Annotated in this window: 31 protein-coding genes; 7 read left to right on the top strand and 24 right to left on the bottom strand. The window is 66.2% G+C overall.

Going from position 1 to position 25,283, the window contains the following annotated elements:
* Positions 1 to 94 precede the first annotated feature (94 nt).
* Positions 95 to 490: a helix-turn-helix transcriptional regulator gene (locus ATE62_RS12925; RefSeq protein WP_058807809.1), complete on the bottom strand. Its 396-nt coding sequence runs from the start codon at positions 488 to 490 to the stop codon at positions 95 to 97.
* A 59-nt stretch (positions 491 to 549) separates the two neighbouring features.
* On the opposite strand from ATE62_RS12925, the gene ATE62_RS12920 reads away from it, so the two are divergent.
* The 3 genes from ATE62_RS12920 to ATE62_RS12910 all read left to right on the top strand — a co-directional run bounded on the left by ATE62_RS12920 (position 550) and on the right by ATE62_RS12910 (position 4,692).
* Positions 550 to 1,545: an alpha/beta hydrolase fold domain-containing protein gene (locus ATE62_RS12920; protein ID WP_058807808.1), complete on the top strand. Its 996-nt coding sequence runs from the start codon at positions 550 to 552 to the stop codon at positions 1,543 to 1,545.
* 37 nt (positions 1,546 to 1,582) lie between these two features.
* Positions 1,583 to 3,142, top strand: a complete 1,560-nt coding sequence (gene guaA / locus ATE62_RS12915) for a glutamine-hydrolyzing GMP synthase (RefSeq protein WP_058807807.1) — start codon at positions 1,583 to 1,585, stop codon at positions 3,140 to 3,142.
* 293 nt (positions 3,143 to 3,435) lie between these two features.
* Positions 3,436 to 4,692 carry a tyrosine-type recombinase/integrase gene (locus tag ATE62_RS12910; protein ID WP_058807806.1) on the top strand — a complete coding sequence of 419 codons (1,257 nt, stop codon included), beginning with the start codon at positions 3,436 to 3,438 and terminating at the stop codon, positions 4,690 to 4,692.
* Here the strand turns inward: ATE62_RS12910 and ATE62_RS22940 are convergent.
* The 12 genes from ATE62_RS22940 to trbB are packed head-to-tail and all read right to left on the bottom strand — an operon-like array spanning position 4,682 to position 14,189.
* Positions 4,682 to 4,942: a helix-turn-helix transcriptional regulator gene (locus tag ATE62_RS22940; protein WP_082662796.1), complete on the bottom strand. Its 261-nt coding sequence runs from the start codon at positions 4,940 to 4,942 to the stop codon at positions 4,682 to 4,684. The two genes, ATE62_RS12910 and ATE62_RS22940, sit on opposite strands and share 11 nt — an antisense overlap.
* 31 nt (positions 4,943 to 4,973) lie before the next feature.
* Positions 4,974 to 5,192, bottom strand: coding sequence for a DUF2274 domain-containing protein (locus ATE62_RS12905; RefSeq protein ID WP_058807805.1), 219 nt, complete (start codon positions 5,190 to 5,192; stop codon positions 4,974 to 4,976).
* Positions 5,189 to 6,367: a TrbI/VirB10 family protein gene (locus tag ATE62_RS12900; RefSeq protein ID WP_058807819.1), complete on the bottom strand. Its 1,179-nt coding sequence runs from the start codon at positions 6,365 to 6,367 to the stop codon at positions 5,189 to 5,191. The genes ATE62_RS12905 and ATE62_RS12900 overlap by 4 nt, the downstream gene beginning before the upstream one ends.
* A gap of 44 nt (positions 6,368 to 6,411) precedes the next feature.
* Entirely contained in the window at positions 6,412 to 7,245 is an 834-nt protein-coding gene (trbG, locus tag ATE62_RS12895) for a P-type conjugative transfer protein TrbG (protein WP_443028864.1), read from the bottom strand.
* Positions 7,245 to 7,928 carry a conjugal transfer protein TrbF gene (gene trbF / locus ATE62_RS12890; RefSeq protein WP_058807804.1) on the bottom strand — a complete coding sequence of 228 codons (684 nt, stop codon included), beginning with the start codon at positions 7,926 to 7,928 and terminating at the stop codon, positions 7,245 to 7,247. The genes trbG and trbF overlap by 1 nt, the downstream gene beginning before the upstream one ends.
* A 4-nt stretch (positions 7,929 to 7,932) precedes the next feature.
* A complete protein-coding gene (trbL, locus tag ATE62_RS12885) occupies positions 7,933 to 9,213 on the bottom strand; it encodes a P-type conjugative transfer protein TrbL (RefSeq protein WP_058807803.1) in 1,281 nt (426 codons plus the stop codon).
* On the bottom strand, positions 9,210 to 9,461 hold the full coding sequence (gene trbK-alt / locus ATE62_RS24120) for a putative entry exclusion protein TrbK-alt (RefSeq protein WP_058818527.1): 252 nt from the start codon (positions 9,459 to 9,461) through the stop codon (positions 9,210 to 9,212). The genes trbL and trbK-alt overlap by 4 nt, the downstream gene beginning before the upstream one ends.
* 1 nt (position 9,462) lies before the next feature.
* A complete protein-coding gene (trbJ, locus tag ATE62_RS12875; protein ID WP_058818526.1) occupies positions 9,463 to 10,173 on the bottom strand; it encodes a P-type conjugative transfer protein TrbJ in 711 nt (236 codons plus the stop codon).
* Positions 10,170 to 12,611: a conjugal transfer protein TrbE gene (gene trbE / locus ATE62_RS12870; protein WP_058807802.1), complete on the bottom strand. Its 2,442-nt coding sequence runs from the start codon at positions 12,609 to 12,611 to the stop codon at positions 10,170 to 10,172. Before trbE ends, trbJ begins: the two co-directional genes overlap by 4 nt.
* Positions 12,608 to 12,877, bottom strand: coding sequence for a VirB3 family type IV secretion system protein (locus ATE62_RS12865; RefSeq protein WP_058807801.1), 270 nt, complete (start codon positions 12,875 to 12,877; stop codon positions 12,608 to 12,610). Before ATE62_RS12865 ends, trbE begins: the two co-directional genes overlap by 4 nt.
* A complete protein-coding gene (locus ATE62_RS12860) occupies positions 12,877 to 13,209 on the bottom strand; it encodes a TrbC/VirB2 family protein (protein ID WP_058807818.1) in 333 nt (110 codons plus the stop codon). Before ATE62_RS12860 ends, ATE62_RS12865 begins: the two co-directional genes overlap by 1 nt.
* Positions 13,209 to 14,189, bottom strand: a complete 981-nt coding sequence (trbB, locus tag ATE62_RS12855; protein ID WP_058807800.1) for a P-type conjugative transfer ATPase TrbB — start codon at positions 14,187 to 14,189, stop codon at positions 13,209 to 13,211. Before trbB ends, ATE62_RS12860 begins: the two co-directional genes overlap by 1 nt.
* A 218-nt stretch (positions 14,190 to 14,407) precedes the next feature.
* Between trbB and ATE62_RS12850 the strand changes: the two genes are divergently transcribed.
* From ATE62_RS12850 to ATE62_RS23645, 4 genes are all read left to right on the top strand, one after another.
* The gene (locus tag ATE62_RS12850; RefSeq protein ID WP_058807799.1) at positions 14,408 to 14,926 is read left to right on the top strand and encodes a helix-turn-helix transcriptional regulator; all 519 of its coding nucleotides are present in this window, start codon (positions 14,408 to 14,410) and stop codon (positions 14,924 to 14,926) included.
* A 58-nt stretch (positions 14,927 to 14,984) separates the two neighbouring features.
* The gene (locus ATE62_RS12845; RefSeq protein WP_058807798.1) at positions 14,985 to 15,314 is read left to right on the top strand and encodes a hypothetical protein; all 330 of its coding nucleotides are present in this window, start codon (positions 14,985 to 14,987) and stop codon (positions 15,312 to 15,314) included.
* A 41-nt stretch (positions 15,315 to 15,355) separates the two neighbouring features.
* Positions 15,356 to 15,844: a hypothetical protein gene (locus ATE62_RS23650; protein WP_058807797.1), complete on the top strand. Its 489-nt coding sequence runs from the start codon at positions 15,356 to 15,358 to the stop codon at positions 15,842 to 15,844.
* A gap of 77 nt (positions 15,845 to 15,921) precedes the next feature.
* Positions 15,922 to 16,764, top strand: coding sequence for a JAB domain-containing protein (locus ATE62_RS23645; protein WP_197411647.1), 843 nt, complete (start codon positions 15,922 to 15,924; stop codon positions 16,762 to 16,764).
* On the opposite strand, the gene ATE62_RS12830 is transcribed toward ATE62_RS23645, so the two are convergent.
* From ATE62_RS12830 to ATE62_RS12785, 11 genes are all read right to left on the bottom strand, one after another.
* Positions 16,740 to 17,171, bottom strand: coding sequence for a hypothetical protein (locus ATE62_RS12830; RefSeq protein ID WP_058807796.1), 432 nt, complete (start codon positions 17,169 to 17,171; stop codon positions 16,740 to 16,742). The genes ATE62_RS23645 and ATE62_RS12830 overlap by 25 nt on opposite strands.
* Positions 17,168 to 19,162: a conjugal transfer protein TraG gene (locus ATE62_RS12825; RefSeq protein WP_058807795.1), complete on the bottom strand. Its 1,995-nt coding sequence runs from the start codon at positions 19,160 to 19,162 to the stop codon at positions 17,168 to 17,170. The genes ATE62_RS12830 and ATE62_RS12825 overlap by 4 nt, the downstream gene beginning before the upstream one ends.
* An 18-nt stretch (positions 19,163 to 19,180) precedes the next feature.
* Complete coding sequence (locus ATE62_RS12820; protein WP_058807794.1) at positions 19,181 to 20,923, bottom strand: relaxase/mobilization nuclease domain-containing protein; 1,743 nt, start codon at positions 20,921 to 20,923, stop codon at positions 19,181 to 19,183.
* A 223-nt stretch (positions 20,924 to 21,146) separates the two neighbouring features.
* Positions 21,147 to 21,839 (bottom strand): lytic transglycosylase domain-containing protein, encoded by a 693-nt coding sequence (locus ATE62_RS12815; RefSeq protein ID WP_082662797.1) that lies wholly within the window; start codon positions 21,837 to 21,839, stop codon positions 21,147 to 21,149.
* A 39-nt stretch (positions 21,840 to 21,878) separates the two neighbouring features.
* Positions 21,879 to 22,211 (bottom strand): DUF736 domain-containing protein, encoded by a 333-nt coding sequence (locus ATE62_RS12810; RefSeq protein WP_058807793.1) that lies wholly within the window; start codon positions 22,209 to 22,211, stop codon positions 21,879 to 21,881.
* A 20-nt stretch (positions 22,212 to 22,231) separates the two neighbouring features.
* Positions 22,232 to 22,798: a S26 family signal peptidase gene (locus ATE62_RS12805; protein ID WP_058807792.1), complete on the bottom strand. Its 567-nt coding sequence runs from the start codon at positions 22,796 to 22,798 to the stop codon at positions 22,232 to 22,234.
* Entirely contained in the window at positions 22,795 to 23,325 is a 531-nt protein-coding gene (locus tag ATE62_RS12800; protein WP_228765919.1) for a DUF2840 domain-containing protein, read from the bottom strand. The genes ATE62_RS12805 and ATE62_RS12800 overlap by 4 nt, the downstream gene beginning before the upstream one ends.
* 11 nt (positions 23,326 to 23,336) lie before the next feature.
* Positions 23,337 to 23,588, bottom strand: a complete 252-nt coding sequence (locus ATE62_RS12795) for a helix-turn-helix transcriptional regulator (protein WP_058807790.1) — start codon at positions 23,586 to 23,588, stop codon at positions 23,337 to 23,339.
* A 117-nt stretch (positions 23,589 to 23,705) separates the two neighbouring features.
* Positions 23,706 to 24,371 (bottom strand): DNA -binding domain-containing protein, encoded by a 666-nt coding sequence (locus ATE62_RS24040; RefSeq protein ID WP_082662792.1) that lies wholly within the window; start codon positions 24,369 to 24,371, stop codon positions 23,706 to 23,708.
* Positions 24,277 to 24,486: a transcriptional regulator domain-containing protein gene (locus ATE62_RS23900; protein WP_082662791.1), complete on the bottom strand. Its 210-nt coding sequence runs from the start codon at positions 24,484 to 24,486 to the stop codon at positions 24,277 to 24,279. Before ATE62_RS23900 ends, ATE62_RS24040 begins: the two co-directional genes overlap by 95 nt.
* A gap of 184 nt (positions 24,487 to 24,670) precedes the next feature.
* Positions 24,671 to 24,988, bottom strand: coding sequence for a DUF736 domain-containing protein (locus ATE62_RS12785; RefSeq protein ID WP_058807789.1), 318 nt, complete (start codon positions 24,986 to 24,988; stop codon positions 24,671 to 24,673).
* Positions 24,989 to 25,283: the final 295 nt, after the last annotated feature.

Here is a 25,283-nt window from a genome sequence, read left to right as displayed (position 1 = left end):
CCACCATGCTTCGCATGGTCCCCCTCCCCATCGCTGCGCGACAGGGAGGATTAAGAACAATAGCTCCCGCCCGTCCCTAGCGCTCACCCCGCCATCAAAAGTCCGCCAGCAGCCGCACCAGCTCGGTCTGGCGCCGCGCCCCGGTCTTGTCGAACACCGCCTGCAACTGGTTGCGTACGGTGTTGCGCGTGATCCCGCGCGATGCCGCATAATCGGCGGTGCTGCCGCCATCGGCGATATGCAGCGCGAGCAAAGCCTCGGACGCGGTCAGGTCGAAGCGCTTGCCCAGCCGCTCGATCCGCGCCGCGGCATCCTCGGCGATCTCGATGACCAATTCCATGCCCATGTCGGCATAATCGCCCGCGACCCCGGTCACGATCTCGACCGCGCGGCGCTTCGCCTCGGGATAGAGGCGGACATAGTCGCGCAGCGCCTCCGACGTGTCGACCAGCGCCTCGACGGCCTTGCGGTCGGTCCCCTTGATGCGCATCGCCAAGCCCCCTAGAACCCTTGGAAGATAGCCGATTTCGGCGCCAAGGGGAACAGGCGATGGCGGGGCTCGCGCTCGACCTGCCGGGGGTGGAGGTGACGGCGATGCCGCGCGCGACATCGCTCGTCCGCCGCGCCCTTCTCGACCTCGGCGTCGCGCTTCCCTGGCGGCTTGGCGGCTGGCTGGTCGCGAACGAATTGACGCGCGCCGCGGCGATCGCCGACCCCGCCGAACGGCGCGACCGCTACCGCGATCTGCGCGACCGCTTCGTCGCCGTCGATGCCAAGCATATCGCGCTGATGAACGTCGCGATCGCCGGCCTGTCGGTCGAGCGCCCGGTCGCGAAGGGCCCCGCCATGTCGTGGATCGACGGCCCCGGCTTCCGCCGCGACATGGTGCTGCTCTACGTCCCCGGCGGCTCGTTCGTCGTCCCGCGCAGCCCGCATTTCACCGCGATGATCGCCCGCATCGCGCGCGAGGCGGGCGCGAAGGTGGCGATCTGCGACTATCGCCTCGCCCCCGAATTCCCCTGCCCCGCCGCGGTCGACGACGTCGAGACCGCCGCCGAACTGCTGATCGCGCGCGGCCATGCGGCACAGAATATCGTGCTCGTCGCCGAATCGACGGGCTGCGGCCTCGCGCTCGCCGCGGCGCAGCGGCTGGTGGCGCGCGGCAAGCAGCCCGCGGGCCTCGCCTTGTTGTCGCCGTGGATCGACGTCGATCCGGGGCGCGGCGACATCCACCCGGTGGCGCGGCAATGCGCGCGCCTCTATCTCGGTTCGGCCAGCCCGCGCGATCCTTCGGTCAATCCGATGCTCGGCACGATGCGCGGCCTGCCGCCGATCGCGATCCACGCCAACGCCCGCGACCCGATGTTCGCCGATGCCGAGGCGCTCGCGCGCCGCGCCGTCGCGGCGGGCGTGCCGGTCGAGCTGCGCGCCTGGCCCGGGCGCATGCATGTGCTCGAACGCCACGACGACCCCGATGCGCGCCGCTCGGTCGCCGAACTCGCGGCCTTCGTCGACCGCTGCCAGCCGTATCGCACGGTGGCTTAGGGCTGGACAGCGGCGGGGTGCCTCCTTAGGTGGCGCCATGTCCATCCAACCGACCGAATCCATCCTGATCGTCGACTTCGGGTCGCAGGTCACGCAGCTCATCGCCCGCCGCGTCCGCGAGGCCGGGGTGTATAGCGAAATCGTCCCCTTCAACAGCGCAGCGGAGGGCTTCGCGCGGATGAAGCCGCAGGGCGTCATCCTGTCGGGCGGCCCCGCCTCGGTCACCGACGCGGGCAGCCCGCGCGCGCCGCAGGTGATCCTCGACAGCGGCCTCCCGATCCTCGCCATCTGCTATGGCCAGCAGACCTTGGCCGTCCAGCTCGGCGGCACCGTCGAGGGCGGCCACGCCGCCGAATTCGGCCGCGCCGACGTCGAGATCCTGAAGCCCAGCCCGCTGTTCGAGGGTTTCTGGGAGGTCGGCAACAAATATCCGGTGTGGATGAGCCACGGCGACCGCGTCACCGAGGCGCCCGAGGGGTTCGAGATCGTCGGCACCTCGCCCAACGCGCCCTTCGCGATCTGCGTCAACGAGGCGAAGCGTTACTACACGACGATGTTCCACCCAGAGGTGGTGCACACCCCCGACGGCGCAAAACTGCTGTCGAACTTCGTCCACAAGATCTGCGGGCTCGCCGGCGACTGGACGATGGCCGAATTCCGCGCCACCAAGATCGCCGAGATCCGGGCGCAGGTCGGCGACCAGCGCGTGCTGTGCGGCCTGTCGGGCGGCGTCGACAGCGCGGTCGCCGCGGTGCTGATCCACGAGGCGATCGGCGAGCAGCTGACCTGCGTCTTCGTCGATCACGGCCTCCTCCGCCTCAACGAGCGCGAACAGGTCGAACGCCTGTTCCGCGACCATTATAACATCCCGCTCGTGGTGGTGGACGCCGAGGAGCGCTTCATGGCGGGCCTCGCCGGGGTCACCGACCCCGAGGCGAAGCGCAAGTTCATCGGCGGCGAATTCATCAACGTCTTCGAGGAGGAAGCGAAGAAGATCGGCGGCGCCGACTTCCTCGCGCAGGGCACGCTCTATCCCGATGTGATCGAGAGCGTCAGCTTCACCGGCGGCCCGAGCGTGACGATCAAGAGCCACCACAATGTCGGCGGCCTGCCCGAACGCATGAACATGAAGCTCGTCGAACCCTTGCGCGAGCTGTTCAAGGACGAGGTCCGCCTGCTCGGCAAGGAACTCGGCCTGCCCGAGGTGTTCGTCGGCCGCCACCCCTTCCCCGGCCCCGGCCTCGCGATCCGCATCCCCGGCGAAGTGTCGAAGGAACGCTGCGACATCCTCCGCAAGGCCGACGCGGTGTATCTGGAAGAGATCCGCAATGCGGGCCTCTATGACGAGATCTGGCAGGCCTTCGCCGTGCTGCTCCCCGTCCGCACCGTCGGCGTGATGGGCGATTACCGCACCTACGACCATGTCTGCGCACTCCGCGCCGTGACCTCGACCGACGGCATGACCGCCGACATCTACCCCTTTGAAGCGCAATTCCTGAGCCGCTGCGCGACGCGCATCATCAACGAGGTGCAGGGCATCAACCGCGTGGTCTACGACTATACGTCGAAGCCGCCGGGCACCATCGAGTGGGAATGATTCGGGGCACGCAAATGCCCGAATACCTCTCGCAGGGATGACGTCCAACTAATTGAAAAAAATAATTTTGTTGTCGATAACATTCGGCGACAATCGGTGGGCAGCCTTCATTGCGAGCGGACGGGCTGACGGCCTTGCCTACCCTTGTTTCTTCCAGAAATCGTCGATACCGTCAGGGACACATCAGTCCTAGACGGTATTTTTTTCGCTCTAACAGTCGGAAAAGCAGTGCTTTTTCGGGCGGGAGAACTGCGCTTTTAGGCTGACGGTATTTTTCCGTCGGAGTCCCCCTCATGCTTACCGATACAGAACTCAAGCACCTGAAACCAAAAGCAAAACCATATAAGGTCACGGACCGTGACGGCATGTATGTGCTGGTCAGTCCCGGCGGCACCATTTCCTTCCGCGTGGACTACCGTTTGCATGGTCGCCGGGAGACCGTGACACTTGGCAAGTACGCGCCTTCGGACCTTTCGCTAGCGCGCGCTCGCGAAAAGTGCATCGACGCAAAACGAATGATCGCCGAGGGGCAGTCGCCGGCCATCGAGAAGCAGCGCGAGAAGAGGCGGATCAAGGAAGCCAAGAGCTTTGGCCAGTTCGGAGAGAAGTGGCTTCAGTGTGCTCCTATGGCCGACAGCACACGAGCAATGAGGCGCTCGATATTCGAGCGTGAGTTACTTCCGGTATGGAAGAGTCGCCTATTGACCGAGATCACCCCGGGCGATCTACGCGAACATTGCCTCAAGATCGTAGATCGCGGCGCGCCGGCAACCGCCATTCATGTCCGCGATATCCTCAAACAGATTTACGCCTTTGCAAAGCTGCACGGCGAAAAGGCGGAGAATCCCGCTGACGAAGTGGGTCCGGCATCAATCGCGACTTTTGTCCCGAAAGATCGCTCGCTATCTCCTTCGGAAATCAGGGTGCTGTTCAAGGCCCTCGAGCAGGTGGCAACCATCCCGACAATACGCTTGGGGATGCGATTCATCCTACTTTCGATGGTGCGGAAGAGTGAATTCCAGGATGCGGTCTGGAACGAGGTCGACTTCGAAAATGCCGTCTGGTCCATTCCGAAGGAAAGAATGAAAAGATCGCGGCCGCACAATGTCTATCTGTCGACGCAGATGCTCGACATCCTGATCGCGCTGAAGACCTGTGCGGGCAATTCGAAATATTTGCTGCCATCCCGCTACGACGCGGATGCGCCGATGTCCCGTGCAACTCTGAACCGGGTGACTTACGCCGTGGTCGAACAGGCGCGGAAAGACGGCCTGCCGCTTGAACCATTCACCGTGCACGACCTTCGCCGAACGGGTTCGACGCTTCTGAACGAGATGGGGTTCAACAGTGACTGGGTCGAAAAATGTCTTGCGCATGAAGACGGCCGCTCGTCGAGGGGCGTGTACAACAAAGCCGAATATGAGCAGCAGAGGCGCCACATGATGCAGGAATGGTCAAATACCGTCGATGCGTGGATCGCAGGTCAGCGCTATGCACCCACACTGCTCCCCCCAGCACCGCCACTCCTCGACCTCGACCCTAGCCTTTGACCGGCCGATTGCGCCGGTCGCGGACATCCACTTGCTGGGCGCGACCGATAGGCCGTGCCCGGCGATCCGCCAACCAAGCCTCAACCTCCGCCAGGTTCCAGACTACCGTCCTTGGAGACAATGCGTAGCGACGAGGGAATTCTCCCCGACGCTCCATCTCGAAGATGGTGCTGTCGGCAAGCGGTACCATCTCTCTTAGCTGATGGCGCCGGATCGTGCGTGTATAGTCGTTTGGGCCGTCCTTGGACATTTGCTGTGACTCGGCTTTGGCGCTCGGAGGCCTATTTCGACCGAAGGCGAGCGAACGCCCGATCGGTGCTGATGAAATGATCGAGCATCGGAGCAATGAGGCGCTCGGGCAAAATCGGCTCGCTGAGCCCCGTCTCACGCGCATGAACTTTCGCATATTCGACCAGCCTGGCGTGCAAGGCACCCGGGAGTTCGATACTGAGCTTGACTGGTTTTTCGTCCAGCACCGCTCCCAGTCTGAGCTTGCTCACCGCGCACCTGCCGAAGCCGAGCTATCAATAATGAGGTCGCGGGTCACCATGACGCGAAACGCAAAGCCGGGCCGGACTGTGAGCGTTGGTGGCACGGAGAGCTCGCGTTCGACCACCCGCCGCCCAGCCTCGTTCGTGCTATCCTGAAGGCCCGACCGAAGCGCCCGGACGAGGTCACCGTCCCCACCGACGGCGAGTTCGGTCCCGACGCCGAGAAACGCCGAGACCAACGCCGCGCGCAACATCCGCCCCCAATGGTTGTTCACGCCATCTTCAAGACCGACATAGCCCGAGACATCTGCGCCGAGCTGGCGATCAAGACGAATTGATCGCCCGCCCGGGAGTATAAGGCGATCCCAGGCCAGAAGCACACGGCGCTGACCCGCGGCGACCTCGCTGTCATACTCTCCGACGAGCCGCGCACCTTGCGGAATGAGCAGCAGCCGACCGGTCGGACTGTCATAGACATTCTGCGTGACCTGCGCGGTGATCTGGCCGGGAAGGTCGGACCGGATTCCCGTGATCAGAGCAGCCGGGATAACGGTGCCAGCCTGAACCACGGCCGCCGAACTCGGCGCGACGATCCGCTCGGAGCTTTCGAACGCGGGCTGCGGCCCGCCGGCGAGAAAGGCTTTGCGCACTGCTGCGGGCGTACCTGCCTCCTTGGCCGGTTCTAAGGCTGCCGGCGGGGCATCGAGAATTCCGTGCGCGGCGGCCGCCGCGCTGCCGCCGCCCAGAAACAGGCGGCTTCCCTCGGCGGCCTCGCGTTCCTGCAGAGCGCGCTGCTTCGCCTGGTCCCGCGCGGTTTGGCGCGGATCGGGCGGGGGCGGCCCCATCGCGGGGACGGGGACAGGCTCGCCCGCCCTTTGCGCCGCCACGATCGGCCGCCCGAGGTCCCCTGGCAGCGGCGGTCCGAGCTTGGGGACAGCGCCATAGTCGGCGGGCGCCCCGGTCACGGCTTCGGACCGGTTGGGCGAGGCGACCTCGTAAAGCTCCTGCGCGACCTTTGGATCGGCCGAGCGCAGCGCCCAGAGAAGTGCGCCCCCAATTGCGATCCCGGCGGTGCCACCGAGCACCGCAAGCGTCTTGCGCGACAGGCGCATGACGCGCGGCAGTTCGCCCTCAAGACGAAAGCCGTCAGGGCTTGCAGGCGCAACTACCGCCGCGTCCGGCATGGGTTCGGCGGCCGGCGCCTCCCCTTCGGCGTCTGCGAGCCGGCTCACGGGCGCACCCGCGCGGTCGGCGCGTCGCGAGCGATCCGGACCTTCCTCGCCGCCTTTCCGGTACCCAGGCGAAGCTCGCCGCGATCGAACAACCGGTCGACTATCATGAAGCGGCCGTCGACACGGTAGTTCAGAAGCTCGGCCGCACCCTTCTCGCCGACGGCAAATAGCGGCGGCATTTCGCCGGTGGCGATCGACGGGCCGAACTCGACGAACAACTGGCGGCCGTCGTCGAACGCCCGCACCGGCCGCCACGCGACCTTGTCGCCGCTGATCCGGTACGCGAAGTTGAGCGACGGCAGGTCGATCCCCCCGGCAATCGGCGCGGCCCGGACGCGTTCGGCCTCGGCGGCGCGGAGCGCGATAAGCTCGTCCTGCGGATACCGCCACGAGACAGCGGCCATATAGGTCGCCGGCGTCGCGCGTAGCTCCATGTGATAGGTTCTGCGGCTCGTGTTGATAACGAGGTTCGTCATGATGTCGGGCCGCGTGGGCTTCACGAGGATATGCACGCGCCGCGCGCCGCCTTCACCGCTCAACGTATCACCGATGATCCAGCGCACCGTATCGCCGGCGGCGACCGGCCCCGGGCCCACCAGTTCCTCGCCTTCCTGCAGGGCGATGTCGGTGACTTGTCCCGGTGCCGTATAGACCTGAAACAGCGCGCCCTCGGCCCACGCATATTGCTGGATCGCGTTGATAAAGGTCGCGCGCTCGGGCTGGACGCGCGCCGCATCGTTGGCGCGGCCGACCTGCGCGCGCGGATCGCCGGGTGCTGCGTGGAGCGGCGTCGCCAGCAAGGCTGCGCCCGCAAGCAGTGAAATCCTCATCATTGATTGAGCTCCTTGGAAAGATTGATCGCGGTCACGAAGACGCCCAAAGGATTTTTTCTGAGGGCATCGGGGGTGCGCGGCGGCAAGATCGTGACGGTCACGATTGCCGACCAGCGCGAGGTTTCGATGAGCCCGCCGTCCTGGTAGCGACGCTCGGTCCAGGCGATGCGGAAGCTGTCCTTAGACGCCCGGATCACGCTCGACACATCGACCGCGACCTGGCGCTTGCCGACCTCGGCGAACGGATCGTTGTTGCGCGCATAATCGTTGAGCGCCTGCGCGCCCGATGTGGCCGCGAAATCATAGGCGCTGAGCCAGTTCGCGCGTAGGACCACGGGATCTGCGGGGATCGAGCGGATATGCTCGATGAAGCGCGCGAGGTGGAAGGCGACCTGCGGGTCGGTCGGCGCATAGTCGGCATCGGCAGGCGCGACCGCCCTCGCCTCGCCGAGCGTGTCGACCTCGACCACCCAGGGCGTGATCGTGCCGCGCAGCGACTGCCAGACGAGCGCCGAGGCGAGCCCGCCCGAAAGCGCGAGGCAGCCGAAGAAGGCGAGCCGCCAGTTCTTCGCCTGGATCCGCGCCGAGCCGATGCGATCGTCCCAGATCTGCGCGGCGCGCTGATAGGGCGTCACCGGCTCGGGCGACTTGCCATAATGTTGGTGGGGTCGTCGGAACATGGTCTCAATCCTTCTGGCTGATGTCGGGGGATGAACCTGCGCCATGGCTGTCGCCTTGTTTCAGGGTTTGCGCGCCGATGGTGGCGCCGGAGGAGATTGCCTGGCGCCGCTTCATGGCGGCGGCCCAGGCCGGCTGGCCGGAGGGCTCCGCCCCGGCTGCGGTAGGCGCGGCCTTGCCGGCCTGCCCCTCGGCGAAATTATGGCGAAGCTTGGCCGCTGCCTGCCGCAGCGGCGAGCCGGCACTGCTCGCCGCGTCGCGCGCGACATTGGCCATGCCCGAGCCGAAGGCCCGCATCCCGGACTTGCCTGCAGCGCCGCGGGCATAGGAAGCCGAGGCCGATCCGGCAGCCCGCGAGGCTCCCGCCGCTCCCTTCCCGGCCATCGATGCGGCGGCGCCGGTTGCGAGAGTCGCCCCGGCGGCTCCGGCTGCGATGGTCGCGCCGGCGGCCAAGGTCGTTCCGGCAGCGGCGCCGGCGCCGAGCTGCGGCCCCCCGGCAACGATGCCGTTGGCGACGCTCGGACCGAAGATGCCGAGACCGAGCAAAGTGAGCGCGCCGAGCGCGATCGCCATCACTTCGCGGATGTCCGGCTCGGTGCCGAGGCCCGCTTCAATGAAGCGCTCGAACAGGGTGACGCCGATCCCGGTGATCACCGCGAGCACGAGCAGTTTGATGCCTGAGGAGATGACATGGCCGAGCACACGCTCGGCCATGAAGGCGGTGCGATTGAAGAAGGCGAAGGGCAGCAGGACGAAACCTGCGAGCGTCACCAATTTGAATTCCAGAATAGTGACGAAGACCTGCACCGCGAGGATGAAGAAGGCGAGCACGACGATCACCCAGGCGATCAGCAGGATCAGGATCTGGACGAAGTTGGTGAAGAGCCCGACCGGGCCGACGAGATCGGCGGTCGCATCGAGCAGGGGCTCGGCGGCATCGAGGCCGGTCGCGGCGATCATTCCGGGGCGCATGAAGTCGCCGATCGCCATCGCGCCGCCGCTCGCCTTCAGGCCGAGGCCGGCAAAGCTTTCGAGCAGGATGACCGAAAGCGCCTGAAAATTGCCGATGATGAAGGCGAAGACACCGATATAAAGCGTCTTCTTGATGAGCCGCTGCAGCACATCCTCGTCGGTGCCCCATGCCCAGAAGAGCGCGGCGATCGTCACGTCGATCACGATCAGCGTCGAGGAGAGGAACCCGACCTCGCCGCCGAGCAGCCCGAAGCCGCTGTCGATGTATGTCGAGAAGACCGACAGGAAATTGTCGATAACGCCGGTGTCGTTCATTGCTCGGGCTTTCCAGAACGGAAGAAGTGACGCCGTTTCGCTTCCCACGCCGCCTCGCATTCGGGGTCAGCTTCGGTGGCGGTTCGGCAGCGGCGCAGCGTGTCGCCATAATCGGGGGGTGCGTCCGCTCCGGAGATTTGGGGAGCGGACGCACGGGGCGCGGGCGGATCGAGCGCAGCGATGAGGGCAAGGGTCAGCGCAAGACCCAGGACGATTGCCGCTATCACCAGCCCGCCCGCCCGGCCCATCTCAATTGCCCTTGCGGAAGCGGCGGAAGCGTTCGCGGCCTTCGGCCTCGGCCGCCGCTGCGCGCGCGGCACCGAGCATCTCGGCGCGGCCCTGTGCCGTCACGACGGCGGCGAGGTCGGCGATCTGCTGCGACTGGATGGCGAGCAGCTGGTTGCCCGCCTGGGCGGCCTGCAGCGCACCGGTCGCGCCCTGGCTGGCGCCCACGATGGTCGAGATCGAGGTGCGGGTGCCGCCCATGTTCGAGACGATGCCGGCCTGCACCTTCATCGCATCCTCGAACGCGCCGACGCTGTCCTTCCAGCGCGCCTCGGCGTTGGCGACCAGCGCCGACGCCGGACCCGAGAAAGCCGTGCCCTTGTAGCGCTGCTCGAAGCCCTTGCGGATGTCGGCGACATCATAGGCAATGCCTTCGGCTTCGCTCAGCAGCTGCTTGGTCTGGTCGATCTGCGCCTGCAGTTCGCCGAGCGTCGATGTCGGCAGGCTCTGGAGATTGCGCGCCTCGTTGAGCAGCGAGGTCGCCTGGTTCTGGAGCTGTTTGATCTGGTTGTTGATCTGCTCGAGCGTGCGCGCGGCGGTCAGGATATTCTGCGAATAGTTGCGCGGATCGTGGACGATGCCGCCGACCTGCGCGATCGCCAGCGCCGCGACCATCGGACCCGCGGCGGATGCCAGCAAGGCGGCGGCAAGGACGCGAGCAAAATTCATCTTCATTGGGGGGACTCCTGGTTGGGGGCGACTGCGGGAGGCAGCAGCTCGGTCGCCCATTCGAGCTTGCGGTGGGAGAGCCAGGCGGCCGCGAAACCCTCGCGGCCGTGCGCGGCGAAAAGCTCGCCAATGCGCGTCTGGTCGGTCTTCGAGGAGGCGGCCGTGAAGGCGAGTGCGATGTCGCCGAGGCCTAGGTCGAACAGGCGGTTGCCGCGGCGCGACTGGCAATAATAGTCGCGCTTGGGCGTTGCCCGGCTCAATATCTCGACCTGCCGGTCGTTGAGCCCGAACCGCTCGTAGATGCGAGCGATCTGCGGCTCGAGCGCGCGCTCGTTCGGCAGGAAGATGCGCGTCGGGCAGCTCTCGATGATCGCGGGTGCGATGCTCGAGGTTTCGATATCGGCGAGACTTTGGGTCGCAAACACCACGCTCGCGTTCTTCTTGCGCAGCGTCTTGAGCCATTCGCGGAGCTGCGCGGCAAAGGCCGGACTGTCGAGAACGAGCCACCCCTCATCGATGATGATAAGCGTCGGCGACCCGTCGAGCCGCCCGGCGATGCGGTGGAAGAGATAGGACAGCACCGCACCCGCCGATGCTGCGCCGACGAGGCCTTCGGTCTCGAACACCTGCACCAGCGCCTCGCCGAGCTTCTCCTCGTCGGCATCGAGTAGCCGGCCCCAGGGACCCCCGACCAGATAGGGAGCCAGCGCTTGCTTGAGCTCGATCGACTGGAGCAGCACCGCGAGGCCCGTCAGCGTCCGTTCGGATACTGGCGCGGTCGCGAGCGAGGTCAGCGCCGACCAGAGATGCTCCTTGGCGGCCGGGTCAATCTCGACGCCTTCGCCGGCGAGCATCGCGGCGAGCCATTCGGCTGCCCAACTGCGCTCAGCGGCCTCGTCGATGCGGGCGAGCGGCTGCAACGCCACGCCGCCTTCGCCGTCGTGCAAGGCGCCGCCGAGATCCTGCCAGTCGCCGCCCATCGCGAGCGCTGCGGCGCGGATCGAACCGCCGAAATCGAAAGCGAAGATTTGCGCCCCTGCATAGCGGCGGAACTGCATCGCCATGGTGGCAAGCAGCACCGACTTGCCGGCGCCCGTCGGGCCGACGACGAGGCAATGGCCGACATCGCCGACATGAAGGGAAAGGCGGAACGGGGTCGAACCTTCGGTCTTGCCATACAGCAAGGGGGACTGACCGAAATGCTCGTCCCGTTCCGCCCCCGCCCACACGGCGGATAGGGGGATCATGTGGGCGAGATTGAGCGTCGAAATGGGAGGCTGGCGAACATTGGCATAGACATGCCCCGGGAGACCCCCGAGCCACGCCTCGATCGCGTTCATGCCCTCGATCGTGCAGGTGAAGTCGCGGCCCTGGATGACCTTCTCGACGAGCCGGAGCTTCTCGGCCGCGAGCGCCGGATCGGCGTCCCAGACAGTCACGGTGGCGGTCACATATGCGACGCCGGCATGATCGGCGCCGAGTTCCTGTAGCGCCACGTCGGCGTCGGCCGCCTTGTTCGAGGCGTCGCTGTCCATGAGCACCGACTGCTCGTTGGTCATCACCTCCTTCAGGATGGCCGCGATCGACTTGCGCTTGGCGAACCATTGCCGCCGGATTTTGGTCAGCAGCTTGGTCGCATCGGTTTTGTCGAGCATGATGGCGCGCGTCGACCAGCGATAGGCGAAGGCGAGCCGGTTGAGTTCGTCGAGCAGCCCCGGCCAGGTCGACGACGGAAACCCCGTAATCGTCAGCGTCCGCAGATGCGACGAGCCAAGCCGAGGCTCAAGCCCGCCGACGAGCGGCTGATCGGTCAGCAGCGCGTCGAGATAGACCGGGGTCTCGGGCACGCGAACGCGCTGGCGCTTGGTCGAGACGGTAGAGTGCAGATAGGTCAGCGTCTCGCCGTCCTCCAGCCACTCGGCCTCGGGCATGAAACCCTCGACAAGATGGAGAACGCGGTTCGTCCGGTCGGTAAAGCTTGCGATATGCTCGCGCGGGTCGACGCCCGAGCGCGCCATCCCCTCATAGAGCCACCCTTCCGCGCGCGAGGCATCCTCGGCGGGCGGCATCCACAGGAGGGTCAGGTAATAGCGGCTCTCGAAATGCGCCCCTTCCTCCCGGAACTGCTCGCGGCGCTCCATATCGACCAGCGCCGAGGCCGGATCGGGAAACTCCGACTGCGGATAGTCGCTCGCCGGCAGTCGCTGCGCCTCGACGAACACCGCCCAGCCGGAACCCAGCCGCCGCAGCGCATTGTTGAGCCGCGAGGTCACGGCGACGAGTTCGGCGGGCGTGGCACTGTCGAGATCGGGGCCGCGGAAGCGCGCAGTGCGCTGCAGCGATCCGTCCTTGTTCAGCACCACGCCCTCGCCCACCAGCGCGACCCACGGGAGAAAATCGGCAAGGCAGGCGGATTTCGAACGATATTCGGCGAAGTTCATCATGGCCGCATCCAGACAGGATATTTGAGGTGACGCCGGGCGACGTCGACGAATTGGGGATCGCGGCGCGCCGCCCAGACCGAGAGCGCGTGGCCGATCGCCCAGATGGCGAGGCCCGCGATCCAGAGCCGAAGACCGAGGCCGATCGCCCCGGCGAGCGTGCCGTTGACGATCGCGAGCGACCGCGGCGCGCCGCCGAGCAGGATCGGCTCGGCGAGCGCCCGGTGGACCGGCGCGAAGAAGCCTGAGACCTCGCCCTGCGATTCCATCAGACCAGCGCTCCGCCGCCGAAGGAGAAGAAGGAGAGGAAAAAGCTTGACGCCGCGAAGGCGATCGACAGGCCGAACACGATCTGGACCAGTCGGCGGAAGCCACCCGACGTGTCACCGAAGGCGAGGCTAAGACCCGTCACGATGATGATGATCACCGCGACGATCTTAGCGACGGGGCCCTCGATGCTCTCGAGGATCGATTGCAGCGGCGCCTCCCACGGCATCGACGAGCCGCCAGCGCGGGCCGGTGCGGCGACAGCGAGCGCGACGATGAGCGCGGTCGAACAGAGCATGGCGCGGCGCGCGCCATGCCGGCAGGCATGGATCATCATATATCTCCTTCGGGGTTGATGAGCGGGGCAATGCAGAACTGGCCGGTCGCAGGGTCGAGACCATCGATACGGGCGAGTTCGGAGAGGCGTCGCCCGGCGCCGTCGCGTACCAGCACGGCGACTAGGTCGATCGTCTCGGCGAGCAGCGCACGCGGGACCGTCACCACGGCTTCCTGGATCAGCTGCTCCATTCGGCGCAGCGCGCCGAGAGCGGTCCCCGCATGGATCGTGCCGATGCCGCCGGGGTGACCGGTGCCCCAAGCCTTCAGAAGCTCGAGCGCCTCCGCTCCCCGGACTTCGCCGATCGGGATGCGATCAGGCCGCAGACGGAGCGAAGAGCGAACGAGGTCTGCAAGCGTCGCCACGCCGTCCTTCGTTCGCATCGCGACGAGATTGGGCGCGGCGCATTGAAGCTCGCGTGTATCTTCGATCAGAACGATACGATCCGACGTCATCGCAACCTCCGCGAGCAATGCATTGGTAAGCGTGGTTTTTCCGGTACCGGTGCCGCCGGCCACCAAGATGTTCTTTCGCTCGGTTACTGCACAGCGGAGGATCTCGGCCGAGAGGTCCGACATGATACCGGCGGCGGCATAATCGTGGAGGGTGAACACCGCGACGGCGGGCTTACGGATGGCGAAGGTCGGCGCTGCGACCACCGGCGGCAGCAACCCTTCGAATCGCTCGCCGGTCTCCGGGAGTTCTGCAGAAACGCGCGGCGAGCCGGCGTGGACTGCAGCGCCGACATGATGCGCGACGAGGCGAATGATGCGTTCGCCATCGGGGGCGGCGAGAAGGACGCCGCTATCGGCGATGCCGATGCCCAGCCGGTCCACCCAAAGCCGGCCATCGGGATTGAGCATGATCTCGATGACCGAGGGGTCGGCCAGCCATTCGGCGATGGCGCCGCCAAGCGCGGTCCGGAGCATGCGCGCGCCACGCGCCTGCGGCTCGTTGCCGGTTGGTACTGCGCCCATTGTAAACCCCGTTCGCTGGTCCGGGCAACGGCGCCCGGCTCGACGGGGACGAGTAAGAGACGCAGAAAAGTGCCAGCTTCAACAAGGATTTTCGGGCATCAAACGGTCGGAAAGAATGACTAGCCATTGCCTATGCAGACGGCCCGGTCCGAAGCCATCTTACCGCGACTCACCCCGATGATGCTTGCGCTCGGCGGCTTTGTGACAAGAGTGGGACCATGGATGATTCGGGGTCGCACCCACCTGACGATGAAGATCGATGGAACCGCCTGACCGAGAAGCAGCGCGCGTGCCTGGACCTGCTCATTGAGCACAAGACCTCGAAAGAGATCGCCCGGCTTCTGGATATTTCGAAGCACACCGTCGATCAGCGCCTGAATCTGGCGCGCGACACGCTAGGCGCGCAGGACCGGAACGAGTCCGCCTTCATCTATCGGCAGATGAAGGAGAAATACGACCGAGTGACATACGACACGGTGGAGGTTCCGGCGACGCCGGCCTTGGTGCGATCCGAGTTTCCGGACGGCGGCTCGCCCAACCTCATGGAACTGCACGACAGTTCGGCGTTGCGGGGCGGGTCATCGGGAATTCGCCCGCCGTTCAGAGGTCTTTTCAAGCGCAACCATAATTCGGCAAACCGGCTTTGGATTTATCTCGCCGGACTTGCCGCTGCGGTCTGGATTGTCCTGGGTGGTCTCGGCGTTGCTCAAGCGCTGAACCAGCTGATCCAGAACTGACCTCTCTTCAAATCGGTCCAATTGGCTGAGGCTTTGCGGCTTCGGCGAAGGAGAACCTATGTCTCAGAATATTGCCGCAATGGCGGCCCGGCTGCATCGCGACGTTCCGAACGCCGAAGGAAGTATCGACGACGCGCTGATTGCCGTGGCTTCGCTCACCACCAGCGTCGTGATGGCCCGGCGCGCGATCGGCGCACCGGCGAAGACCGGCCAGGGAACAATCATGCGCTTGGTCGAGGCGCAGATGTCGCTCGTCAAGGTCAGCGGCAGTATTCTTCGTGCGCACAACGAGCTGGCCGAGATTGGCAAGGAAACGGCCGGGTACGATCTGCGCGAATGCCCGTCCGTTGCCGACACGGAGGTCGTTCCGCTTTCGTCGGCTGCATGAAGCGAATTGACCGAGAGCGATCCGCATGAAAAGTCACGAGAATGCGCATAGCCATTTTCGCCACGATATTGCTGATCGCTCTCGTCTATGCGGCGTGGAAGGGTGGCGGGCCCGAGCGGGCGATGGTCGCGATCGCAGTTACCATTGTGGTCTGGGATCGCTTGTTGGTCGCTTCTGGCTTGGTCTCATATCATGCGCTCGACATTGGTTATCTCGCGCAAGACGCATTTGGAGCTCTGGCGACGCTCGCCCTGGCGATGGTCGCGTACCGCTTCTGGACCATTCCCGCGGCGATACTTCATGCTTTGCCCCTGCTCGCCCACTTGAGCCGAGCCGTGGACCTCTCCATCAGTCCTGTCGTGTATCTCACGATGCAAGTCGCATCGTCCTGGCTGGTGCCGCCCCTGCTGATCCTTGCAACCTGGCATCACCAGCGTCGCCTGAAGCAGTTCGGCAGCGATCCATCTTGGCACATCTCGTGGAAATCGCAGCCCCGGGACGCGGCGCAGCAGTCGCCAACGCTCTCCTAGACGAATTCCAGTCGCTCGGCCGCCTGTGGGCCCAAGAGCCCGAGGCAATAGCAAGGATCGTCGGCAGCAATTCTCCCGTGGCGTCCCTCATCCTTCACGCTCGCGACGCCGCAATTGCAGCGGCGAGTTCCGACATCCGCGGGATTCGCATCGACCCTTTCGCGGCCGAAGTCAGGCAGTATCTGATACTGTCGATGGGCAGCCTTGCCGACGAGCGCTTCCGCATCCTGTTTCTGGATTCTTCGCAACGCCTGATCGCCGACGAAGAGATGCAGCGCGGCACAATTTCCCAGATCAGCCTCTACCCGAGAACGATCTTTCGCCGTGCGCTCGAAGTGAACGCCGCCGCGATCATCCTCGTGCACAATCATCCCAGCGGCGACCCGAGCCCAAGCGCGGAAGATATCGAAGTGACCAGGCGCCTCGACCAGATAGGCCGTTCGCTCGGGATCGAGGTGCTCGACCATATCATCGTGACCACTGCATGCGCACATCACCTCATCAATCGCGATCCGACAGCCAATCGGGAGGCGGCGGCGCCATTTACGCTCCGGAGCCCTAGCAGCCAGCAGACTTCGGACGGCGAGGACCTGGCGCTCGCCAATGCCCGCGCAATGATGCGGAGACGGCTCCTCCGCCAGCAACTGCTCGGCGCGCCCGAACTCTTCGGGGATCCCGCGTGGGAGATGTTGGTCGACCTCTTCATCCACGAATGCGAACGAAAGCCCATCTCGGTGACCTCGCTATGCGTTACGCCCAGCATCCCCATGAGCAGCGCTATTCGCCTCTGCCAGAAGCTCTGCGACGCGAACCTTACCGAGCGAAAACCTGACCTCTACGATGGTCGCCGCGTCTTCATCGAGCTCAACCCGGAAGTGTCCCATCGCCTCCGCGCCTACTTCCTCGCTGGATCCGACTGAGCGTCTCCGCGGCGCAGTTCGGCCCCCAGTTTCGCGCCGCCGTCCATCCGCTTTGCGAGCGCATCGACAAATCCCTCCCACCGCCGCTTGCCGGTTGCCTGCGCCGCAGCGAGCGCGTTGTCAGGAAGCGGCGTCGTGCTGGTCAACCAGTGCCGCACGAAGAGCGCCAGCGTCTCGTTGGTGAGGTCGGTATGCCATTCGAGCCGTTCGAAGAGCCGGACCAGGCGGTCCAGGCGCCGGATCAGCAAGGCCTCAGCACGGTCCTGATCTTGGGGCAGCAACAAGGCCGTAAGCGCTGCTTCCACGACCTCGGTCTTGGTAGTGCCGCGTTGGCGCGCTCGATCTTCCAAACTTCGCACGAGGCCAGCGTCGAGGCGAAACGTCTGTTTGATATGGGCGCGGCTCACAGGTCGATCCCGTCACCGGGATCGAGCGAGGCATTTCGCGCCGCGCGCGACAGGCGGCGATCGGCAGCCGCGCGGGCGCGGGCTGCGTCGCCCTGTGCGTCGTCGTCGGCATAGTCGAACTCGCCCTGCACCGGACGGCTTGGCGGCGCGACGTCTTCATGTGCCGGAAGCTCTGGTTCCTGCCGGATCCCGCTATTCGCAGTGTCGCTCGCGCTGTCGTTCTGTTCCTTGGCTTCAGGCGCGGGCAATGCGAGGCGAACGGGCGCAGGCTCAGCTCCTTCCCTCCGCGCCCAGTCATGAAGCTTCATTGGTCCGGCCTTCCGATCGGGTGGCGCAATGATCCGCGCACTGAACCGGGCGTCAAGAAAATATCTCGCCTTCCGCGCCCGGATCGGCGCAAGACCCGCGACCATCACGATCTCGTCGTCGGGCGGAAGCTGCATCACCTCGCCGGGTGTGAGTAAGGCGCGGGCCGTCTCGGTACGCGATATCATCAGGTGACCGAGCCAAGGCGAGAGCCGGTGGCCCGCATAATTCTTCATCGCCCTTTGTTCGGTGGCCGTCCCGAGGGCGTCCGATATGCGCTTGGCGGTGCGCTCATCGTTCGTCGCGAAACTGACGCGCACATGGCAATTGTCGAGGATCGCATTGTTCTGGCCATAGGCCTTCTCGATCTGGTTGAGCGACTGGGCAATCAGGAAAGCCTTGATCCCGTACCCCGCCATGAAGGCCAGCGCGCTTTCGAAGAAATCGAGCCGCCCGAGCGCCGGGAACTCATCGAGCATCAACAATAGCCGACGCGGCCGCGCAGCGGGATTGAGTTCCTCGGTGAGGCGCCGCCCGATCTGGTTGAGGATCAGGCGGATCAGCGGCTTGGTCCGACTGATGTCTCCCGGCGGTACGACGAGATAGAGCGAGACCGGGACATCATCCTCCATGAGGTCGGCGATCCTCCATTCGGACGATCCGGTGACGGCCGCGATGACCGGATCGCGGTAGAGGCCGAGAAAGGACATGGCGGTCGAGAGCACGCCCGATCGCTCATTCTCGCTCTTGTTGAGCAGTTCCTGCGCCGCTGCCGCCACCACCGGGTGAACCGATGTGCCGAGGTGCTTCGTCGTCTTCATGCGCCGGAGCGTCGTCTCGATCGGGCGGCGCGGGTCTGAAAGGAAAGCGGCAACCCCAGCGAGCGTCTTGTCCTCCTCCGCATAAAGGACGTGAAGGATCGCGCCGACGAGGAGCGCGTGGCTCGTCTTCTCCCAATGGTTTCTCTTCTCGAGGCTGCCCTCGGGATCGACGAGAACGTCGGCGACATTCTGCACGTCGCGCACCTCCCACTCGCCGCGGCGGACCTCGAAGAGCGGATTATAGGCGGCCGACGCCTTGTTGGTCGGATCGAAGAGCAGCACGCGGCCGTGCCTCGCGCGGAAGCCCGCGGTAAGCTCCCAATTCTCGCCCTTGATGTCATGAACGATGCAGCTGCCGGGCCATGTCAGCAAGGTGGGGATGACGAGGCCGACGCCCTTCCCCGACCGCGTCGGCGCGAAACAGAGCAGGTGCTCGGCGCCATTGTGTCGCAGATAGCGTTTCCCGAGCCGCCCGATGATCACCCCGTCCTCGCCGAGCATGCCAGCGGAGCGAACCTCGCGTTCGCTAGCCCAGCGCGCCGAGCCATAGGTCTCGGCGCGGCGCCGCTCACGGGCGCGCCAGATCGACATGAAGATCGCGACGATGATCGACAGGAAGCCGCCCGAGGCGGCGATCGCGGCGCCACGATAGAAAACCGGCGGCGCATAGGCATCGAAGGCGAACCACCACCAGAAGAAGGCCGGCGGAGGATAGATTGGATAGCCCGATATGCGGAACCAGGGATCGCCGAGCGCTGCCTGATAGCCAAGTTCCCATGCCGTCCACTGCGTCGCGGTCCAAACCGCGCCGAGGACGATCAGAAAGATGACCGTGATTTGTCCCCAAAGGATTCGGTCGTTCATGGGTTTTCTCCTGTCCGGTCAGATGCCGATCCCGCGGCCGCGGCCGAGCGACCAGTCGATGCCGCCAGTCGCTGTTGCCGTTCCGCTGATATGCTTGCCGAGATGCGGCTCAAGTGCTGGCCTCCAGGGCACGAGCTGGAAGCCGAGCCCGTCGTCGATCATCGCGAAGCGTCCCGAGGCGAGCTGCACGCGCTCGCGGTAGATGCCGCTCACATGCTCGCCCGGCGCCGACGGCCGATGCTCGAGTCCGGTTCGCGCCGCGATCGCGTCCACCGCTGCGTCCATCTCGCGCCGGCGGAGCATCTCGATCCGTTCCCAGGATGACTGGCGCCCCATGTCGCGCGGCAACAACTCCTCGCGCTCGAGAAAGGCGGTGCGCGCCTTCATCGCATCCCGGACCTCGCGGCCGAACCCTTGGGAGCGCATTGACCGGTCGGGCGCGGCAAGCTGCCGATCGAGCCAAGTCGCGCCGGGGGCCTCGACCTGTTCGCCCAGCGGCAGATCCGAGCGAACCGCCAGCGAGATATGGCGGGCGCCATCGCGTCCGTCCCAGTGCCTCAGCTCGACAATCGCGCCGGGCTTTGCGTCGCCGGTCCGTTCAAGATCGGGAAAGCGGATATGATGGGTTCGGCCATCGATCCCGTCGACGATCGCATAGGCAGAACCCGCGAGCTCGTCGTCGAGCCCCCGCGCCACCAGACGGCCGATTATAGGACCCTCGCCCTGCTCTCCGATCGCCAGAGCCGAAGCATCGAATGCGATCCCGCGCGCGGCCATTTCGCGGTGCATGGTCTTGATGATGTCGCCGCGCTCCCCGATGGTGCGAAGCCTTTCCTCGGCCCCCGGATCGAGAAGATATTGGGCGGGTCCGACACGCGAGGCGAGCCCCAGCGCCTCGAGCTTCGCGGCACGCCCCAGCAGATGCCGGTCCGTCCTGGCCTCGCCCCCGGCGACCGGGCGAAGATCGACGATTTCATTCTCGCGCGATCGCCGCGCAAGCTCGGCATCGAGACTGGTCCAGCGTTCGGCCTCGACTTCGCGGCGCAGCGCAGCATCGACCTGAAGCTCGCTCCTCGGGCCAAGCTCCAGGGTCGCGATCTCCGACGCACGGCCGCGGACGCCCTCGGCCATATAGCCCCGGTCGACAACGAGATCAGTGCCATCGGCCGTGGCCCCGCGCACAAGGACATGGATGTGCGGATTGTCGGTATTCCAATGATCGACCGCGACCCAGTCGAGGCGCGTCTCGAGATCGACCTCGAGCTGGCTCATCAGGTCGCGCGTGTAGCCGCGCAGGTCGCCAAGCTCGGCCGCGTCCTCGGGGCTGACGATGAAGCGGAAGTGGTGACGATCGCCGCCGCAGCGCTCAGCGAAGCCGCCGCGATCGGCCTCATCGCCGGCGGCATCGAACATCGAGGCGTCGCGTCCATCGCGGGTCACGCCGTCGCGTTCGAGATAGGCTATGTGGCGTCCGAGCGGGGCGGCACGAAACCCTGCGCCGCGATGCCGGACGATCCGCGCCATCACGGTGACACGGCGCATCGCGGGACCGCGCCGGATGACCGCGAGCGCCCGGCGGCCGCGCCCATGACGTCCGGTCCCGCCGCGCGAAGGCCCCGCGCGCCGGAGCCGCGTCGCGCCCGAACGCGCGGCCGCACGCCGCACCTCCGCCGCAAGCCGCTTGCCGCGACCGGCGGAACCCGCCCCCGCGTCTCTCCCCCGTCCCGGCCTGACCCGGAAATCTTGGTCGTCGTCGCTCATCGGCGGGGTGCCAGACGGCAAGCCGTTGAAAGGAAAGGCGTAAACTGCCCGCTATATGGCACGGCGGGCCGCGTGCCATACGCAAAAGCTGAGACAAACCAACCACATACCGCCAGCGAGCTGGCCGGTCTTTTATCTTGCCCTGCCCCCTTCCCCTTCCAGACGAGCCAGAACACCCGAGCCAACAGGTCCGGGCAAGGCATCGAAACCGAGGCGCGACAGATCATTGGTCGCGGCCGGAAAGCGGAACGAAGAGCGCCGCAGGCGCGCGAGGTGGCGCACGTTCCGCTGCATCGGCGCTGCGCCCGGATTGCAGCGGAGCTGCACCGGGCAGCGCGGCCGCATCGTCGCCGGGGCGTTCGGCGAACAGCGAAGCGCTGCGCCAGGACGGTGCCGTCGGTGTCGGCGCGGGGGCGAGCGAAGCGATGCCCGATGCGCCGATCGCCGGTGCAATCGCGGCAACATAGGCGATGGTCTCTGCGGGAAGTCGGCGCCGACCCACCGCATAGGCGTCGGCGCGGCCCGGTCCCGCATTATAGGCGGCGAGCATGAGCGAGACGTCGCCATATCGGTCCCACATCATGCGCAGATAGGCAGCACCGGCATGGATGTTCGCGCGCGCGTCGAAGGGGTCTGACCCCAGCCCGTATCTTGCAGTCAGCATGGCCCAAGTCCCCGGCATGATCTGCATCAACCCCATTGCCCCCGCGTGCGACACGGCGCGCGATCGACCCCGGCTTTCGACATGCATGACGCGCCATATCCATGCCTCGGGTATGGCGAACCGCTGCGAAGCCTCGCTGACATGGGGCGCATAAGGATGAGCGGCAGGCGCAGCGACAGGCCGCTCGCGCGCTGCCGCCGGAACGGCAGGCAGCGCCGCGAGCGCCAGCAAAGCGGCACCGGCGATGCGCATCGCGCGGAAGCGCGCCGAGCGAGCCAAAGGCCGCATCACTCAGCCTTTCGCCTGCGGTGCCGGGCGCGACCAGAGCAGATGATATTCGTCCTCGTGTCGCGTGGAGCGAATGAGGTTGGCGCGCAGCGGCGACGGCAAGGCCGGGTCGTCGATCTGCAGCGCGATAAAGGAACCGGCGCGTTCGCCGGTGCGGTCCCAGCCCGCTCCGATCTCGACGCCATCGTCGGCCTCGACCAGCAGCACCCGCCAGCCCGGCGCGTTTTCGGCGTCGGACGGCGCAGCCGGAACGATCGCGATCATCGCGTCGAGCAGGAGGGTCCGGATCGATCCCGCATAGCCCTCGCCTGCGGTCTGAAAGCTTCCGATCATCATGATGTCTGTTCCTCGTCCGGCTAGTTGGTGAAATGCCGCGCGCCGTTCCGGCGCCAGCGAAGCGGCGCGCCGGAGGCGTCGCGGGTGAGAATGGGATGCGCGGTGCCGATGACGGCGGATGCCGGAAGCGGCCCGAAATATCGGCCGTCGAGGCTGTCGGGAGACAGGCCGAGGACGAATAGCTCGCCGCGCTCCAGCCGGCGGCAGCCGAGCCAGAGCGGCAGTGTTCGTCCCATGCGGTCCGCCGATCGCGTGCGCGCCGCAGGCGCGCCGTCGATCGTGACGAAGACGCCGCTGCGGCACACGAGCGCGCCGCTCGTTGCTGCGACCCGCTTCAGGAGCGGCACGCCGCGCGGCAGATAGCCGCGCTCCGAAAGCCAGGCGGAGAGCGGCGCGGGCGGCGCAATGGCGACAAGGTCGCCGCGCGCAGGCTTTGCGCCGACGTCGATGGCGTAAAGCCCGACCGGCACGCTCGCGCTCGCGTTCCAGATGAGCCGCGGCTGCGGCGCGAGGATCGCGGCCGCGCCGAACAGCCCGCAAAAGAGCGCGCCGCAGGCGGCGGTCGTGCGGAGCCACCGCCGGTTCATGGACGGGCCTCGCCGCGGCGGAGCCACGCGGCATGGCGTTCGGCTGAGTAGGAGCGGAACGGCAGCGTCTCTGCGAGCCGCCGCCCGATATGGCGCCAGTGATCGGGAGACACGTCGCACGCATCGACGCCCGTGACCTCGATCATGTCGATCTCGCGGCACACTGCGCGGATGGGTTCGAGATCGGAAAGCTCGAGGAGAATGTCGCCTCCCGGGTGAACAGCGGGATGGGTCGCATAGGGCGCACCGGGTGCGACCGCCCTGACGATGGCTAGGCTCCAGAACAGAGATCCGAGATCGTTCACTGTGCAACCGATCAGCCCGAAGGTCGCACCCGGACGGAAGGACGCGATGCGCTTGTGCGGTCCGCCGGACCGCTCGGCGGCGACCCGCCCGAAGCGGAGCTGCTGTTCGAGCCGGCCCTCGATCCAGGTCATCTCGACGTCGGTCAGGCCGCTTGCGGGGAGCCGAACGCCGGCAGGCGGAGACGCCGCCGCCGGCATGAGCGACGGCAAAGCCGATGCCATTCGCCGGCGCATCAGCGGCGCACCGGGCGCAGCGGCGAAATGTGGCCGACGCCGGGATCCGAGGTCGATGTCTTGCGTCCGATCGCCGCCCAGGCGTCGAGGTCGGCGATCGCATAAACGACGCGGCCGCCGAGCTTGTGATAGCGTGGCCCCGTCCCGTAGCAGCGATGCTTCTCGAGCGTCGCCGCCGACAGGCTCAAGTGGACAGCCGCTTCCGGCGTCCGGAGATAGCGGGCGACGACGGGCGTGTGACGATCGGACAATGGGGCCTCCTGCCAAGGACCGGAACCCGGATCAGGGTTCAGGAACGAGGAGGCGTTCTTGGAAAATCACCCGAAGGATTCGGAACGGACAAAACGAAGGTCGTCGGAATGTCCCGATCAGGCCGCGCCGAGAAGCGCGTTGAATCCACCGTCGCGCATGGCAACGGCGGCGCGCTGCCAGCGCGCGATACGGCGGCGCTCGCTCGACGCGTCCCACTCGGCGGCGGAATAGTTGCGCGCCTCGGCGAGCAGTAGCGCTGCCGCCATGTCGCGGGCCGATGCTCCCTCGGTCATGGCGTCGAGAATGCGGAGCCATTGGACCAGGCGCCAGCGCTCCGTCGCCCCCGGGGCGCTGTCAGGTGCCGGACGAGCGCCGCCCGTATCGAGGAGTTCGCGGTGAAGCGCCATGATCATCGAGGCGCGGAGACCGGCCTTTGCATCTGCGGGCGTGAGAAATGCCAGTCGCTCGTTCGCGCAGCAGCGCCGGACCAGCAGACGATAGTGCCGTCCCCCGGCAAGCAGGACGATATGCCAGTCGCGGTACGAGAGCAGCTCTGCGGCAATCTCTGGTCCGTCGACAATCTCGGCGAGGCGCAGCGCGGCAAAGCCCTTGGGCGCCGGGCGTGCGATCGTGACGAAGGCGCAGGCCTGCGGCCGCCACAGGGCGGGCGCGGCCGCGGCCGGAAGATCAGGATCGAAGGCGAAAGACCAACCCCCAGCGGCTGGCGAGCCGCCGAAAGAGCCGCACGCGGTCGGCGCCCGGCGCCGCCGCGGCGGCGGCATAGCCGCCGCGATAGGCGGGGCTTCGCCGCAGGAATTCCTGCGCGAAGTCCGCGCGATCATATCGTTCGAATATTTTCGGAAAATATGGCGACTGCCATCCGACTGCCTGATCCATTCGCACCTCCGACCCGTTTGAGGAGAATAAACCGCCGCTTTCGGCCGACCTTGGCCCGCCAACAGCGGCGTGGTTACCGGCGCATACATCATGGACTTAGCGCAAAAATATCCGAGCTACGCACGCTAAAGCCCTCAAATTGGATATAACATCGCCCGGCCGAGGCCGGGCGATGGGCGCCGCATCAATTGTCGTTGCGGCGGTTCTGGCGGCTCCAGACGAGGTCATATTCGCCCTCGTCGCCCGCGAATAGCTGCGCGAAGATCGGGGCGACGAAGCTCGGGTCGTCGAGCTTGACCGAAAGATAGGGGCGTTTGTCCTGGCTGGTCTTCGACCAGGCGGCGCCGACTTCGGCGTCGCCGACGAAGACGCGATGGCTCGGGGCGTTGCCGCTTGCGTTCTTCTCCGGGACGATGCGGACCGATTTGGCCTGCACCGAAAGCGTGACGATCTCGCCCTGATATTCGCCCGAGACGAGTTGGAAGCTGCCGATCTTGCTCATGATGATGTCCTTTGCTGCATGTCGAGCCGCACCATCGCGGCCTCGATGCGCATCGACGTCCGGCAAGGGATCGCGCCGCAGCCGCCAGGCCCGCAGCAAAGCGGAGGACGGAGGGCAAAGGCTTTCTTGATTCGCGAGGAACGGCGGAACGCCGGGGGAAGAAAGTCGCATGCCCGCCGTTGCGGTCAGCGATCCAGCGTCAGCGTCTTGCCGGCAGATGGCGCAGATCGAGGAGGCCGCGCCGGTTCGGCGTTGCAGCGTAGCGCAGACCGGAGATGGGCGGTCATCCAACCTT

It is taken from the genome of Sphingopyxis sp. HIX (assembly GCF_001468285.1).
In the GTDB taxonomy this organism is placed as follows: Bacteria; Pseudomonadota; Alphaproteobacteria; order Sphingomonadales; family Sphingomonadaceae; genus Sphingopyxis.
Note: the sequence above shows the minus strand (reverse complement) of the source record. Positions and strands in the feature narration are given on the sequence as shown.